This window comes from Paraclostridium tenue (assembly GCF_039521565.1).
In the GTDB taxonomy this organism is placed as follows: Bacteria; Bacillota; Clostridia; order Peptostreptococcales; family Peptostreptococcaceae; genus Paraclostridium; species Paraclostridium tenue.
The window spans coordinates 1-16,481 of sequence record NZ_BAAACP010000033.1; the positions used below are offsets into that span (position 1 = coordinate 1).

Genomic DNA, 16,481 nt, shown 5'->3' on the forward strand with positions numbered 1-16,481 from the left:
TACATCAGGACATAAATATGGATTAGTTTACCCAGGTATAGGATGGGTAATATGGAAAGATGAAGAGTACTTACCAAAAGAATTAATATTTGAAGTAAGCTACTTAGGTGGGACAATGCCAACAATGGCAATAAACTTCTCAAGATCAGCAAGTCAAGTTATAGGACAATATTATAACTTCTTACGTCTTGGATTTGAAGGATACAGACAAATACATCAACGTACAAAAGATGTAGCTATGTACTTAGCAGATGAAATAGAAAAAACAGGATTATTTAAAATCTATAATAATGGTGAAAATTTACCAATAGTATGTTACAGATTAAAAGATGAAAATGCTGTTGAATGGACATTATATGATTTAGCAGATAGATTAGCAATGAAAGGATGGCAAATACCTGCATATCCATTACCAATAAACTTACAAGATACTATAATACAACGTATAGTATGTAGAGCAGACTTAAGTCGTGATATGGCTGAATTATTTATAAGAGATTTAAAAGCAGCTATAAAAGATTTAAATAATGCAAATGTACTAATGCATGGTAAAAAACAAGAAAATAAAGTATATGGATTCACTCATTAATAATTAAATAAAATTAAGCACAATCTTAAAAAGTCTTAGTATTTTTAAAAATACTAAGACTTTTTTTATTGTTTGTTAAAATGAAGGTTATGATTTTTTTATTGCAAAAATATTTTTGGTGAATTTTTTTTTGCAAAAATTGTTTAATCAAAGACACGAGGGGTATATATACAGTGTACAAAACGACGATTTATTATAGGCCTAGAATAATTTACGTTGTGGAAAATTAAATATACTAGGAGATGATTGACATGAAAGACGGAAAAGCAGCTAAAAGGAATTCCCTTAGTTTATTTGCATTCTTCGCAATGACTGCATCGATGGTTATGACGGTCTATGAATACCCAACATTTGCAACATCAGGGTTTAATTTAGTATTTTTCCTTTTATTAGGTGGTATTTTGTGGTTTTTACCAGTTGCTTTATGTGCGGCGGAAATGGCTACAGTTGATGGATGGCAAGAAGGCGGAATATTCGCATGGGTCGGAAATACATTAGGAGAAAGATTTGGATTTGCGGCAATATTTTTTCAATGGTTTCAAATAACAGTTGGATTTGTAACAATGATTTATTTTATATTAGGATGTGTTTCATACATATTTAATTGGGATTCATTAAATAGTGTTCCATTAATAAAATTCATAGGAGTTTTAGTAATATTCTGGGGATTAACATTCTCACAATTAGGTGGCACTAAAAACACAGCTAAAATAGCAAAAGCTGGATTTATTTTTGGTATAGCAATACCTGCAGTAATATTATTTGTATTATCAATAGCTTATATAGTACAAGGAAATCCTATAGATGTAAAAATAGGAGCAAGATATTTTGTGCCTGACTTTTCAAAAGTAAATACATTAGTTATTTTTGTTTCATTTATACTTGCTTATATGGGTGTTGAAGCATCAGCTTCACATGTAAATGAATTACAGGATGCTAAAAAGAACTATCCATTAGCTATGATTATGTTAGTTGTTTTAGCTATAATTTTAAATACTATAGGCGGATTAACAGTTGCAGCTGTAATTCCACAAGGAGATTTAAGCTTAAGTTCTGGTGTAGTTGAAACATTTAAAGTTTTAATATTACATTTTAGCAGTAATTCTACATGGCTTGTAAAATTAATAGCTATATTATTAGCACTAGGAGTTATGGGTGAAGTTAGTGCATGGGTTGTAGGGCCTTCAAGAGGTATGTATGCAGCAGCTCAAAAAGGTATTTTACCTAAATCTCTTGCAAAAACTAATCAACATGATGTTCCAGTTAATTTAGTTTTTGTACAAGGTATAATAGTTACAATATGGGCAGCAGTACTTACTTTTGGTGGTGGAGGAAATAACGTATCATTCCTTACAGCTATATCATTAACAGTAGTTATATACTTAGTTGGATATTTATTATTCTTTATAGGTTATTTTGTATTAGTACTTAAGAAAGGTGATTTAAAACGTTCTTACAATGTTCCTGGAGGAAAAATATTTAAATTAATAGTTGCAACATGTGGGTTATTAACTTCAGTGTTTGCATTAGCTATATCATTTGTTCCACCAAGTCAATTAAGTGGAAAGAGTGTACATGAATACTTAACTATATTAAGTATAAGTTTTATTATAACTATATTAATACCATTTGTAATATATTCAATAGCAACTAAAAAAGAAGTGAAAGTAGCTATAAATAATAACAGATAATTATTTAAAAATAAATACAATAGATAAACAGCATAAGATTTTAGGAGGGTTTTTATAATGTTATTTAAAAAAGAAGATGATTATAGTACACCAGTGTTTGGGACAATAGAGTCTGGCTCTAATATTCCAAAGGATGTAATAGGGAAAGATTCTATTGCTCCAAACATAGCATACAGACTAATAAAAGATGAATTAATGAATGAAGGAAATGCAAGACTTAATTTAGCAACATTCTGTCAAACATATATGGAAGATGAAGCAACTAAACTTATGGCAGAAACATTAGAAAAAAATGCAATAGATAAATCAGAATATCCACAAACAACAGAAATGGAAAATAGATGTGTTGATATGATAGCTAATTTATGGAATGCACCAAAAGATTTAAATTATATAGGAACATCAACAGTAGGATCATCAGAAGCATGTATGCTTGGTGGTATGGCTATGAAATTCAGATGGAGAAATAGAGCAGAAAAATTAGGACTAGATGTAACTAAGAGAAAACCAAACTTAGTAGTATCATCAGGATATCAAGTTTGTTGGGAAAAATTCTGTGTATACTGGGATATAGAAATGCGTACAGTACCAATGGATGAAGAGCATATGAGCTTGGATATAGATAAAGTTTTAGATTATGTAGATGATTATACTATAGGTATAGCAGCATTATTAGGTATAACATATACTGGGAAGTTTGATGATATAAAAGCATTAGATGCAGTAGTTGAAGAATATAACAAAACAGCTAAAATAAGTTTACCAATACATGTTGATGCTGCTTCAGGAGGATTATTCACACCATTTATAAATCCAGAACTTGAGTGGGACTTTAGATTAAAGAATGTAGTATCAATAAGTACATCAGGACATAAATATGGATTAGTTTATCCAGGTATAGGTTGGGTAATATGGAAAGATGAAGAGTACTTACCAAAAGAATTAATATTTGAAGTAAGTTATTTAGGGGGAACAATGCCAACAATGGCAATAAACTTCTCAAGATCAGCAAGTCAAGTTATAGGACAATATTATAACTTCTTACGTCTTGGATTTGAAGGGTACAGACAAAGGTGAAAACTTACCAATAGTATGTTATAGATTAAGAAACGAAGATGCAGTTGAGTGGACATTATATGACTTAGCAGATAGATTAGCAATGAAAGGATGGCAAATACCTGCATATCCATTACCAGTTAATTTAGACAAAGTTATAATACAACGTATAGTATGTAGAGCAGATTTAAGTTATGATATGGCTGAATTATTTATAAGAGATTTAAATACAGCTATAAAGGATTTAAATAATGCAAATGTATTAGTACATGGTAAAAAAAGTGAAAATAAAAGATATGGATTTACTCATTAATAAAAAATAACTATCTCTTTACAGAGATAGTTATTTTTTATTAATATTAAATTATAAACTAAATGCCCATAAGTTTTTTGCTTCTTTAAGAAATACATCTACATCCCAAGTCTCACTACTTCTTTTTTTACTATCAGAATCATTAACTTTTATTTTACCATCATCAGTAACTCCAGTTAATACAATATAATGACCTTCTTTTGTAAAATGACCTGGTCCCATAGTTACTATAATTGGGTGACCTTTTTTTAATGTCGATATAATACTTGATGCACTTAGAGGGATAACTTTACTTTTAAGACCAAGTTTTCTAGCCCCTTCAGTCATTAAAGACCAAGAAGTTCCTACTCCATTAACTAAATATCCATTTTGCTTACTAAAGTTTTCTATGTATCTAGGATTTATATTTGTATTACCAGTAAGTCCGACTGTAACCATCGCTAAGGCAGTTGGACCACATCCATTTATAGCAAAAAAGTCAGGACCATATTTATCATATCCCCATCTTTCATCCCATTGCATAAATAATGGAATTTCACCTTTCTTGTAATCATTTCTTATATCAATAGTAGCGTTATCTGTAGATGTTTTATGTTTAGGATAATCAACTACAAAGTTTATAGTTTCAGGTTTTTTAGAAGCTAGTTCTAGAAATTCTTTTGGATATTGTTTTGTATCTTTTAATATTTCATAAACTTGAGGGTGTTGTGGTGCTAACTTAACTAAGTTTTCAATAACAGGGTCTTTAGATTCAAGAATTTCTTGAGGTAATTGAACAACTTTTTGTTCTACTTCTTTAGAAGAACTTAATAACCTATGTGAAATTTCTTTATATCCTGCATAGATACCTAGTGCTATAACTGCAGTAACAACTACATATGTAACATTTTTTCTACCTCTATTTTTAGATTTTATACTGTGTTTCCCTTTTGTGTAAGTCACTTGTGCTTTCTCCTTTACTGCTATTTTAATTCAATATATTAATTATACAACTTTAAAATAAACTACAATATAACAAAAATGTTACAAAGTCATAATATAAATACATTTACAACAATAATCAAAAATAAATTAATTAATGTGTAATTATGTAATAAATTTAGTTACAAATCTAAAATATGTAAAATATATGTAAAATAAGAAACTAGAAAAATAATAAAAGATGCTATAAAAGAACTAAAAGGTAATGATAATAACTCACATATAAAAATATAGCTGTAGTATTACCTGATTTATCTAATTTATTATATATATATTAAAAGGTATAAACGAAGAAGCGATAAAAAAAGGTTATGATGTATTTTCTTTTGGTAGTAATGAAGATATAAATAAAGAATTTCAAATATTAGATTCATTATTAAACCTTCATATAGGTGTAATCTCAATAACACCATCTTCAGAATATTAAAAAATAGCACCAAATATACTAATAAATTAAAAAGCTTAAATGTTCCTGTCTATAAATCCAGCGAGTGATTTTGAATCTCGGATAGCTCATTTTTTATTACCTATTAGTAGGGAAAGGTAATTCAAATTTTTCATATGCTTGGATTCCTACAGTTGGACCTATAATAGGTGGTAGCACAGCATCTATGGTACATATGCTTTATATAAGGGAGTTATAGATTTTAGACTTATATCACTTTTAGCTATAACAGTTGTTATATTAGTAATTATAAAATTAAAAAGTAAAGATGAAATTAAATAGCAAGTAAACTATATGAATGAAAGCGATGTATTTAAAAGTTAATATAGGAATTTAATAAAGAATTCAATAAGGTTAATAAAAGTTATTTAAGTGACAATATAAAGGCTAGAAATGAAATTATAATACATATGAAAATATAAAAATTAATTGTAAAATATATATTTTATTTATGTAATTTTAGTATATTTTTTATTATAATTCATTAGGATGGGTATTAAATAATGTATAAAAAAATATTATAAATTTTTTTAAAAAAGAAGCTATCTCTAAAACGTAGTGTTGAGGCAGTTTCTTTTATATTTTTAAGATAAAAGGTAAAACATTGAAAAATTTATCAACTTGAATATATACCATATATAGTATAGAATGTAGTATGTGATTACTACATATGGTATAAAAATTTATTGTTATGTACAATATTAAATTATAAAAGTCAATACTTTTGTAGAATAAAATTTAATCAATCAAGATGTATTAGACAAAAGGAGAGTTTTATGAAAAAACAACTAAATATTATCAAAAGGGATGGAAGTGTTGTAGAATTTCAAAAAGTTAAAATAGAAAATGCAATACTTAAAGCGATGAAGTATGGAAGTGGGATATATGAAGAAGAAATAGCTAAAGAAATAGCTACTGAAATAGAAAACAAATGTATTGAAGAACTACTTTCACCAACTGTTTATCAAGTTGAGGACATGGTTTATAAAAATTTAATAGAACATAAGCATGAATTAACAGCTAAAGCTTACGAAGGGTATAGAGCTGTACAATCGTTTAAAAGAGAGAATAATACTACGGATGAAAGTATATTAGGTCTTTTAGATAATAGTAATGAAGATGTTATGAATGAAAATTCAAATAAGAATGGATTGCTAGCATCTACACAAAGAGATTTAATTGCTGGAGAAGTATCAAAAGATATTGCTAGAAGAAAATTAATTCCAGCTCATATAGCACATGCACATGATGAAGGCGTATTACATTATCATGATATGGATTATGCAATACAACCTATTCATAACTGTATGCTTATAAATTTGGAAGACATGTTAAATAATGGAACTGTAATAAGTAATAAATTAGTAGAGTCACCTAAGTCATTTACTACGGCATGTACAGTTACTACTCAAATAATAGCTCAAATAGCTAGTGGACAATATGGTGGGAACTCTATAACTATAAAACATATAGCACCATTTTTAAGAGTATCATACGATAAGTATTATAATAAATATATAAAGAAATATTCAGAAGAAATAGCTAAAGAATTAGCAGAAGATAGAATGATGGAAGAGTTAAAAAGCGGAATACAAACTATAAGATATCAACTATCTACGTTATACACAAGTAATGGGCAATCTCCATTTTCAACTATATACCTAGAGATTGAAGAAGGTAATGAATATGAAAGGGAGATGGCTTTAATATGCGAAGAAATGATACTTCAAAGATTAGAAGGAATGAAAAACTATAAAGGACAAGAAGTAGGAGAAGAATTCCCTAAATTAGTTTATTTATTAGATGAACATAACTGCTTAGAAGGTGGAAAATATGATTATATCACTAAGTTAGCAGCTAAATGTAATACTAAGAGATTAGTTCCAGACTATCAAAGTGCTAAAGTAATGAGAAAAAATTATGAAGGAAATACATTCCCTCCAATGGGTTGTAGAAGTCATTTATCTCCATGGAAAGATGAAAATGGAAACTACAAATGGTATGGAAGATTTAATCAAGGAGTTATATCTCTTAACTTAGTTCAAGTAGCATTAACAGCAAATAAAGATATGGATAAGTTTTGGGAAATCCTAGATGAAAGATTAGAACTTTGTAGAGAAGCTTTAATGGTTAGGCATAACTTACTAAAGGGTGTAATATCAGATGTTTCACCTATACATTGGCAACATGGAGGAATTGCGAGACTTAAAAAAGGAGAAAAAATAGATCATTTACTAGAAAATGGATATTCAACTCTTTCTTTAGGTTATGTTGGTGTTTATGAAATGACACAAGCAATGTTAGGAGTTAGTCACACAACAAAAGAGGGAGAACAATTTGCGCTTAAAGTTATGCACCATTTAAATGATGCATGTCAAAAGTGGAAAGAAGAAACAGGTCTGGGATTTGGATTATATGGAACTCCTGGGGAAAGTTTAACTTCAAGATTTTGTAGAATAGATAAGCAAAAGTTTGGAGAAATAAAAAATGTAACAGATAGAATGTATTATACTAACTCATATCATGTTCATGTAAGTGAAGAAATAGACGCTTTTTCAAAACTTAAATTTGAAAGTCAATTTCATGATATAAGTTTAGGTGGATGTATAAGTTATATAGAAGTTCCAGATATGAGCAAAAATTTACAAGCTGTAGAACAAATAATAAACTATATATATCATAATATACAATATGCTGAAATAAATACAAAACCAGATATTTGTTATACTTGTGGATTTACAGGTGAGATAAAACTAGACAAAGATTTAGAATGGTATTGTCCTAACTGTGGAAATAGAGATAAAAATGAGATGCAAGTTATGAGAAGAACTTGTGGATATATAGGAGCAAATATGTGGGGTAAAGGTCGTACTCAAGAAATAGGAGAAAGAGTATTACATCTATAAGTTTGGAGTGATAAGTATGAGATTTTCTAAGATAAAAGATAATGATATAGCCAATGGATTAGGTATAACAATGTCTTTTTGGACTCAAGGATGCCCACATCATTGTAAAGGATGTTTTAATAAAGAAACTTGGAATTTTGAAGATGGAGAGAAATTTACACAAGAAGATCTAAAATATATTATAGAAAATATTAATAAAAATAATATAAAACGAGATTTATCTATATTAGGTGGAGAACCATTATGTCCTCAAAATGTTGAAGGAGTAATAACTTTATGTAAAGAATTTAAACGTCATTATCCAGAAAAACTTATATATTTATGGACAGGCTATACTATAGAAAATTTTGATGATATTCAAAAAGAAATTTTAAATTATATAGATATATTAATAGATGGTAAGTTCGAAGAAGATAGAAAAAACTTATCTATAAAATTAAGAGGTTCATCTAATCAAAGAGTTATAGATGTAAAAAGATATCTAGAAGATGATGCTGTGATATTATATAAATTAAGTTAATTGTAAAAATAAAAGCTAATCAAATACTTTAATAAGTGTAAGATTAGCTTTTATTATAAAATTTATATGAAAATGATATTTATTTTCATTTACAAAACAAAGTTACTATGTTATACTTATTTCAGATGGAGAAATTGCTTAGTTTCTCTACGAATTGATTAAGCACTAAAATTCTAAAATTCAGCACGCAAATAATATTTTAAAGTAAAATGTCCGTTACTTAAAGTATAAAACATTTAGAATTTTTATTGCCAAATTATTTACACTCATAATTTAATCTAAAAATTAATAAAAATTTTTAAAAAAGGTCACAAAATTATTTGTGACCTTTTTTAATGATAATGAAATTCATTTACAAAAAATAAAATTTATGATATAGTATATACAGGCTTAAAATTATCGCGGCAAATTTCTGATTTTATAGGAGATGATAATTATGGCAAAAATGATGGGACCTAGATTTAAACAATGTAGAAGACTAGGACTAAACGTATGTGGACATCCAAAAGCGATGGACAGGGCAGTTAGAGGTACTTCTAGAGCTGACAAAAAACTTTCACCTTATGGACTACAATTACTTGAGAAACAAAGATTAAGAGCTTATTACGGAGTATTAGAAAAACAATTTTCAAATTACGTAAAAAAAGCTATGAAATCTGATGAAGCTACAGGTACTGTATTAGTTCAATTACTAGAATGTAGATTAGATAACTTAGTTTATAGATTAGGATTAGCTAGTTCTATAAGACAAGCTCGTCAAATGGTTGTTCATGGACACATTTTAGCAAATGGAAAAAAAGTTGATAGACCTTCTTATGGAGTTTCAGTAGGAGAGGTTATATCTTTAAGAGAAAAATCTCAAAAGAACTCTATGTTTAAAGCTAGTTTCGAACAAAATGCTACTAGCCAATACCCATACTTAAGTAAAGATATAGAGAATTTCTCAGGCACTCTTACTAAAATACCTGAAAGAAATGAAGTTCCAATAGAGATAAATGATATTTTAGTTGTAGAATTTTATTCTAAGCTTAAGTAATTATAATATAAATATAAACTCAATTAGTATATATTTATATTTAAAGTGTAGACAAGAAATTGTCTACACTTTTTTATATTATATTAAAAAATGCATAAATTAATAATGATAAAAAGGAAATATATTAAATTATATTCTTTTTTTATTTTGTTAAAAATAAATACAAGGTAAATTGTAAAAAGGTAATAATATTATTATAACCTAGTTACAAATAAGTAACTAATTGTTATAGATATAAAATATTGATATATTAAATTTACAAAAATAAGTAAACTAAGGAGAAAAAATAATGAGCAGAATAATAAATACAGAAGAATTTGTAAATGAAGTAGAAAATTCAAAAGAAACAACAGTAGTAGACTTTTTTGCAACTTGGTGCGGGCCATGCAAAATGCTATCTCCAGTTTTCGAAGAACTAGGTCAAGATATGGAATATAATGCGAAGTTTTTAAAGGTAGATATAGATCAAAGTTTAGAGTTAGCTAGAAGGTTTGAAGTAAGTACTGTTCCTACAGTTATAGTTTTCAAAGATGGAAAAGAAGCTGAAAGATTAGTAGGATTTATACCAAAGCAAAAGTTAGAAGATATGGTAAAAGCGCATATATAAACCTAGAAAGGAATGACTAAATATGAGGTATGATATTGCTATAGTTGGTGATGGTCCTGCAGGTTTAGCAGCTTCAATAAATGCTAAAATAAGAAACAAAAATATAATACTATTTGGAAGCGGAAGTGATAAGCTTGCTAAAGCACCATCTATAGATAATTATTTAGGTATTTATGATGTAAGTGGAGCACAATTAAAAGATAAATTTATACATCATATAACTGAAATGGGTATAGAAATAACCTATGAAAGAGTAAATAATGTTTATAGCATGGGTGATTATTTTGCTTTAGCAGTTGGAGATAAAACCTATGAAGCAACAACTGTTATTATGGCTACAGGTGTACAATATGGAAAAATGATAAAAGGTGAAGAAGAATATCTAGGAAAAGGTGTAGGGTATTGCGCTACATGTGATGCAGGATTATATAGAGATAAAGTCGTTGCGATAATAGGTTATAATCATGAAGGGGAAGAAGATGCAAATTTTTTAAGTGAAATAGCATCAAAGGTGTATTATATACCAATGTACAATTTAGATAATAAGTTAGATTCTTCTATAGAAATAATAAATGATAAACCTGTAGAAATACAAGGAGAAAAATTAGTTAACAAACTGATTTTAAAAGAAAGAGAATTGGATGTAGATGGAGTATTCATTATGAAAGATAGCGTTTCACCAAGCTATATGGTTCCAGGATTAGAGGTTGAAGGACCACATATAAAAACTGATAGAGAAATGAGAACAAATATAGATGGATTATATGCAGCAGGAGACTGTGCAGGTAAGCCATATCAATACCTTAAGTCAGCTGGACAAGGTCAGATGGCAGTATCTAGTGCTATATCTCAATTAGATAAATTGAGGATAAATAAAATAGAATCGAATAAATAACAATAAAAAAATAATCCTGTAAAGTGAGTTTAAAATAAAACTTCCTTTAAGGGGTTATTTTTTTATTATTAAGTATTGAAAAAAACTATAGTTAAATATTTGTATATAAAATTCATAATAATCAAAATTGGACAAAATAATTTCGATATTATAATCTAGTATATAAATTATAAATAGTATATTAATGTTACAACTCAGGAGGATATATTTGTGCATAATGTGAGTAATATGACATGTGATTGTCCAATAGAAAAATTATTTAATATATTAGGGAAAAAATGGGTAGCAAAAATAGTATGGTCAATAAATGATAATAAGATAAGATTTGGAGATCTTCAAAGAAGCATAGATGGATGTAGCAAGAAGATGTTGATTCAACAATTAGATCTATTAATAGAACATAAGCTTGTTATAAATGAGAAAAAATTAATAAATAATAATATAGAATCAACTTACTATTTAAGTAAGTCAGGATTGATGTTATTAAATGTTATAACAAAAATGATAGATTGGAGTAAAGAAAATTATGCATATGCTGAAGACCATATGGAGTTACCAAAAAGTGACTAGTTGATATAGATATAATTGCTTGTTATATTATATAAACAAGCAAAGCCTTTAACTTTGCAAAAAGTATAAGGAGGAAGACATGAATTACACATTTTTTTCAGAATTTATTATGATAACAAATTGGTTGACAGTGTTATCAATAGGTATCTTAGTGGGACTATTCTTTGCAGTCAAAAAACTAAGTAAAAAGTTAAACTTTACTAAATTGATGATTTTATCGATAGTAATAGGAATTGGATTAGGACTAATAATTCAATTTATAGCAGGTTTTCCAAGTGATCCTACAAAATTAACTTGGTTAACAGAGGTATCTAAGTGGTATGGTCTATTTGGTTATGGATTTATGGATCTTTTAAAAATGCTAGTAGTACCACTAGTATTTGTATCAATTGTAAGAGTAATAATGAATTTAAAAGCTGGAGAGAACTTAGGAAAGTTAACACTTAGAACAGTAATAATGTTACTTGGTACTACAGCTATAGCTGCAATAGTAGCTATAATAGTTGGAAATTTATTCAAATTAGGTGTAGGACAAGAGGTTTTAAATCACACTGATAAGATGAGAGAAGTAACTCCTATTGTTGATACTCTAAGAGGATTACTACCATCAAATCCAGTAGATGCTATGGCACAAGCTAATGTAGTTGCTATAGTTATATTTGCTACATTTATAGGAATAGCAATAAAAAGACTTAGTAAAAAACATGCTGAAATAATTAAGCCATTTGTGGATTTAGTTGAAGCATTTTATAAAATAATAATAAGTGTATCTATAACAGTTATAAAATTAATGCCTTATGCAGTAGTTGCATTGATGGCAACGTCTATAATAGATAGAGGGATCTCTTCAATATTAGGTGTTTTAGATTTCATATTAGCATTATATATAAGTGTAGCTATAATGTTTGTTATACACTTAATAATAATATCAATAAATGGTATAAATCCAATCAAATATTTAAAGAATGTATCTAAGCCTCTTATATTAGCTTTTACATCAAGATCAAGCTTAGGTACTTTACCAGTTACTATAGAAACACTGACAGACAATTTAAAAGTAGATCAAGGAATATCAAGTTTTGTTGGTAGCTTAGGAGCTAACATGGGAATGAATGGGTGTGCAGGTATATATCCAGCATTAATGGCAGTAACTGCAGCTAATATGTCAGGGACTACAATGAACTTTAGTTTTTATGTAATGTTATTAATAGTAATAACCATAAGTTCTTTAGGAATAGCTGGTATACCTGGTACGGCTACAATGTCAGTTTCAGTAGTTATATCAGGTATGGGAATGGGGACATACTTTCCTTTATTGGGAGGTATACTTGCAATAGATCCTATATTAGATATGGGGCGTACTATGCTTAATGTAAATGGAAGTATGGCTTCAACTATAGCAGTTGCAAATTCTTTTAATGAGATAGATAAAGATGCTATAGAGTAATATACAAAAAAGACTAGAATAAGAAATTCTAGTCTTTTTTATATAAATATATAAGTTTAAAAAAATTATACTTAGTTAGTTTTAAATATCATCTTTTAAACACTTATTAGAAAAATATAATATGGCAAGACCTGCTATTGCTGTAACAGATGAGATTACTATATCCATATCAACTGAATATTTAAATACATAAGAACATGCATTATCTAGAGCATGAAATAATATGCATAACCAAATGCTGTTAGTTTGAGTATATATAAAAGTCAAAACAAATGATGATGCTAAACAACTTAAAGCAAATGGTATGAAATTTAATTGTTGTTGGGGTGAACCAACTATAAACCATAAAGGTAAATGCCAAACTGACCAAATTATACTTATAATTAAGGAACTTTTTATAGAAGAATATTTAAGCAATAGTTTTGGAAGTAAAAATCCTCTCCATCCTATCTCCTCTAGTCCACCACCTAAAATCATAATAGGAGTTAACCAACTTAAAAATATTAATGAAGAGTTTAAAAGTATATACTTATCACGAAAAAAATTTATGACAATATATGGTATGGTCCAAATTATTAAAGCTGTGAATATAACATATAAATATTCTCTAAAACTTTTTTTGATATTTATACAACTTATAATGAATTTTTTAAAATCTGATTTTGAACAAAATTTCTTTTTAACCAACAAGCCAGCAATCGCAGGAGAATATCCAGATAAGCCGTAAAATATCATAAATATAGGAGATCCGTACTTTAGTAGGTGTAATTGAGTACACGGTATAGTGACACTAAAAGATATAGTACAAATGATTATTATAATTAAAAAAAAGTATTTGGTTTCTTTGGATATAATCATTTTAATAACCTCCAAATTTATATAAATGTATAAATTATATTGTAATGATATCAATATATAAAGTACAATACAATGTCAAATGAATTTGTTTAAATTTAAAAAACATTAAAAATATATTTACATATAAACTATAAATATATACTTTATATTATTAACAAATAGTTTAATGGATATTACCGTGTTTACATATGAGAACTTTATAAATACTTATTAATCGTATATATATATTAAATTATTAATTATATATACGATTAATATCAAAGATATGAATAAGAATTAATAGTGAAAATATAAAAACACCTAGAATATTCTCTAGGTATTTTTATCAAATGTTATTAAGTAAGAAAAATGTGGTTGAATATAGCTAATGTAAATGAACAAGCTAATATTATAGATATTACAAGAATATGACGTTTTTTATTCATTACTACTATAGCTATATACTCTCTTATTAAAGCATTAGGGATAAAATATAAAGCTGTTTTGCAAGCTAAGCCTTGACTTTTTAATCCTTCCATTTTAGCATATAGACCAGCTCGGAATAAATGATAATTATTAGTAACAAAGATACTATTGTATCCATTAGGCATTAAGTTATCCATTATGTTCTTAGAAAACTCCATGTTTTGCAAAGTATTAATTGAATTATCTTCAGCAATTGTATCTTCAGCAGGTATTCCCTTTTTTATTGCATAATTTTGCATAGCTATAGATTCAGCAATTTTTTCATCTAGACCCTTGCCTCCAGAAAATATAATTTTTGGAGATTTACCAACTTTAGACTGTTTATTATAAAATTCAATTGCTTTATTTATTCTGCTAGCAAGTAGTGGAGGAACCCTATCGCCTATCACTCTGCTTCCAAGTACTATTACGAAATCTTGATTTGTTTTTGGTCTACTAAATGTATACAGGAAAGAAATCATTAAAAAATTAAAAATGCTAAATAAATAATAAAGTTCAATTAAAGCAAATCCTTGTAAGAATACATTTACATCATTTGAAAAGAATCTTGCAGGAGAAACTATAGTCCAAATTACATGAATGACAAGAGCTAAACCTAAAAACAAAGTTAATAAATTAGATAAACTTTTGCTTTCTCTTTTCATAACAATTCTTGCATTTATAAATAAACCAATAATAAGTACGTAGATTCCAAATACCAAGACTATCAAAAATATTATAAAAGTCAAGGATAAAAGGATTAGTAAAATTCTATTTCCTGTGGATATAGCAATATAAGCTATATCTAAAATAGCTACGAATATAACTATATTAAATAATAAACCGTTTATAAGTCTTCTTTTATCGCTTATATAAGAAATTATAAATACAGAAAAACTAAGTATGGTTAAAATTAAAAAAATAAATCCATATTACACCTCTAAATGTTTTATATTTACAAATAATGATTTTTAATTATCATTATAGAGTAGTATACCCAAAAATAAAAATATGGTATAAATTATTTAATATAGTAAGATGTAATCAATATAAAAATAAGATAAGGTATTTATAGTAAGCTATTGGTTTAGGCAAGCAAGAAATAGATTTGATTAAGTTATAGTATTTAATTGCAGAAAGCAATTGATATGTAAAATTTAAAAAATTAAGAAAATTATAAAAATAAAGAGATGATTGTGATACAATATAATTGAAATATAAATTTATATTTTAGGAGGATTAGATATATTGTTTAAAAGTATTACTAAGATTTTCTTAAATGTAGTTATTGTATTTATTATAGCTTATGTATATATGTATTTTAGCGATAACTTACATATCTCTAAAGAACCATTTTTTAAATTAATTGCTATAACTTTTACTTTTTCAAATATTATAATAATAGCTCTTAAAATTTTCTTTGAGAAAAATAATCATATTGATATAGATTTAGATTAAATAATAGAGGTCATTTCTATTTTGAAATGACCTCTATTATTTAATTTAAACTTATTTAAAATTTGTAATGTTTATGATATAAAATAGAATAAGTAAAATTTAGATATAATATTTGAAATGAGGTAGAATCTATGAATAATATAGTAGTTATATGTGAAAATGTAGAATGTGCAAATAAGCTAAGTGAAGAAGCTAATAAATTAGGGTATAATGTAAAATATGAAATTCAAAAAGGAAATAAGATAATAGATAAAATATCAATAGAAGATATAAAGTCATCTAAGGCGGTTTTATTTACTTTAAATCGTAACATAGAAGATATACAAGAAATAGAGAGGTTTATAGATGTTGAATATTATGAGGTAGAGCCTAGTATAGCTATAAATAATCCTGATGAAGTTATAAAAGATATAATAGCAGATTTAAATAATTAGTATATTAAAACAGAGTGAATATATTTTAGTAATATTCACTCTGTTTTAATATTAAGTAGACGTATATATAAGTTATTAAAAATAAAAAATAAAATTAAATTTTAAAAAAGTATTGACCATATTAGATTAAGGTGATATAGTATTACTTGTCCTTAAGAAAAGGGCAAACAAATAAATGAACTTTGAAAATTAAACAGTAGGTTAATTATAAAAATTCTTTTTAAAGAATTA

At 26.9% G+C, this 16,481-nt stretch carries 16 protein-coding genes; 13 read left to right on the plus strand and 3 right to left on the minus strand.

What is annotated here, in order from left to right; all coding sequences use genetic code 11:
- The 4 genes from ABFX13_RS14125 to ABFX13_RS14140 all read left to right on the plus strand — a co-directional run.
- A partial coding sequence (locus tag ABFX13_RS14125; RefSeq protein WP_346047098.1) for a pyridoxal-dependent decarboxylase occupies positions 1–589 on the plus strand: 589 nt, incomplete at its 5' end.
- 251 nt (positions 590–840) lie between these two features.
- Positions 841–2,280, plus strand: a complete 1,440-nt coding sequence (gadC, locus tag ABFX13_RS14130) for a glutamate/gamma-aminobutyrate antiporter (protein WP_346047100.1) — start codon at positions 841–843, stop codon at positions 2,278–2,280.
- Between the two features lie 57 nt (positions 2,281–2,337).
- The gene (gad, locus tag ABFX13_RS14135; protein ID WP_346047102.1) at positions 2,338–3,357 is read left to right on the plus strand and encodes a glutamate decarboxylase; all 1,020 of its coding nucleotides are present in this window, start codon (positions 2,338–2,340) and stop codon (positions 3,355–3,357) included.
- A complete protein-coding gene (locus ABFX13_RS14140; RefSeq protein WP_346047104.1) occupies positions 3,329–3,649 on the plus strand; it encodes a hypothetical protein in 321 nt (106 codons plus the stop codon). The genes gad and ABFX13_RS14140 overlap by 29 nt, the downstream gene beginning before the upstream one ends.
- Positions 3,650–3,700: 51 nt before the next feature.
- On the opposite strand, the gene ABFX13_RS14145 is transcribed toward ABFX13_RS14140, so the two are convergent.
- Positions 3,701–4,591, minus strand: a complete 891-nt coding sequence (locus ABFX13_RS14145) for a C39 family peptidase (protein WP_346047106.1) — start codon at positions 4,589–4,591, stop codon at positions 3,701–3,703.
- A gap of 1,260 nt (positions 4,592–5,851) precedes the next feature.
- Here ABFX13_RS14145 and nrdD point away from each other — a divergent pair.
- From nrdD to ABFX13_RS14180, 7 genes are all read left to right on the plus strand, one after another.
- Positions 5,852–7,981, plus strand: coding sequence for an anaerobic ribonucleoside-triphosphate reductase (gene nrdD / locus ABFX13_RS14150; protein WP_346047108.1), 2,130 nt, complete (start codon positions 5,852–5,854; stop codon positions 7,979–7,981).
- Between the two features lie 16 nt (positions 7,982–7,997).
- Positions 7,998–8,501: an anaerobic ribonucleoside-triphosphate reductase activating protein gene (nrdG, locus tag ABFX13_RS14155; RefSeq protein ID WP_346047110.1), complete on the plus strand. Its 504-nt coding sequence runs from the start codon at positions 7,998–8,000 to the stop codon at positions 8,499–8,501.
- 436 nt (positions 8,502–8,937) lie between these two features.
- Positions 8,938–9,537, plus strand: coding sequence for a 30S ribosomal protein S4 (gene rpsD, locus ABFX13_RS14160; protein WP_346047112.1), 600 nt, complete (start codon positions 8,938–8,940; stop codon positions 9,535–9,537).
- Positions 9,538–9,826: 289 nt separating this feature from the next.
- Positions 9,827–10,144 (plus strand): thioredoxin, encoded by a 318-nt coding sequence (gene trxA, locus ABFX13_RS14165; RefSeq protein ID WP_346047115.1) that lies wholly within the window; start codon positions 9,827–9,829, stop codon positions 10,142–10,144.
- A gap of 22 nt (positions 10,145–10,166) precedes the next feature.
- Complete coding sequence (locus ABFX13_RS14170; protein WP_346047117.1) at positions 10,167–11,039, plus strand: NAD(P)/FAD-dependent oxidoreductase; 873 nt, start codon at positions 10,167–10,169, stop codon at positions 11,037–11,039.
- Between the two features lie 210 nt (positions 11,040–11,249).
- On the plus strand, positions 11,250–11,609 hold the full coding sequence (locus tag ABFX13_RS14175; protein WP_346047119.1) for a winged helix-turn-helix transcriptional regulator: 360 nt from the start codon (positions 11,250–11,252) through the stop codon (positions 11,607–11,609).
- A 79-nt stretch (positions 11,610–11,688) separates the two neighbouring features.
- Positions 11,689–13,056, plus strand: a complete 1,368-nt coding sequence (locus ABFX13_RS14180; protein WP_346047121.1) for a cation:dicarboxylate symporter family transporter — start codon at positions 11,689–11,691, stop codon at positions 13,054–13,056.
- A gap of 81 nt (positions 13,057–13,137) precedes the next feature.
- On the opposite strand, the gene ABFX13_RS14185 is transcribed toward ABFX13_RS14180, so the two are convergent.
- Together ABFX13_RS14185 and ABFX13_RS14190 are read right to left on the minus strand one after the other, a co-directional pair.
- Positions 13,138–13,914 carry a CPBP family intramembrane glutamic endopeptidase gene (locus ABFX13_RS14185; RefSeq protein WP_346047123.1) on the minus strand — a complete coding sequence of 259 codons (777 nt, stop codon included), beginning with the start codon at positions 13,912–13,914 and terminating at the stop codon, positions 13,138–13,140.
- 335 nt (positions 13,915–14,249) lie between these two features.
- Positions 14,250–15,023 carry a YdcF family protein gene (locus ABFX13_RS14190; RefSeq protein WP_346047125.1) on the minus strand — a complete coding sequence of 258 codons (774 nt, stop codon included), beginning with the start codon at positions 15,021–15,023 and terminating at the stop codon, positions 14,250–14,252.
- A gap of 583 nt (positions 15,024–15,606) precedes the next feature.
- Here ABFX13_RS14190 and ABFX13_RS14195 point away from each other — a divergent pair.
- Together ABFX13_RS14195 and ABFX13_RS14200 are read left to right on the plus strand one after the other, a co-directional pair.
- Positions 15,607–15,816: a hypothetical protein gene (locus tag ABFX13_RS14195; RefSeq protein ID WP_346047127.1), complete on the plus strand. Its 210-nt coding sequence runs from the start codon at positions 15,607–15,609 to the stop codon at positions 15,814–15,816.
- A gap of 131 nt (positions 15,817–15,947) precedes the next feature.
- Positions 15,948–16,250, plus strand: coding sequence for a PTS sugar transporter subunit IIBC (locus ABFX13_RS14200; RefSeq protein ID WP_346047129.1), 303 nt, complete (start codon positions 15,948–15,950; stop codon positions 16,248–16,250).
- The last annotated feature ends 231 nt before the right edge of the window (positions 16,251–16,481 follow it).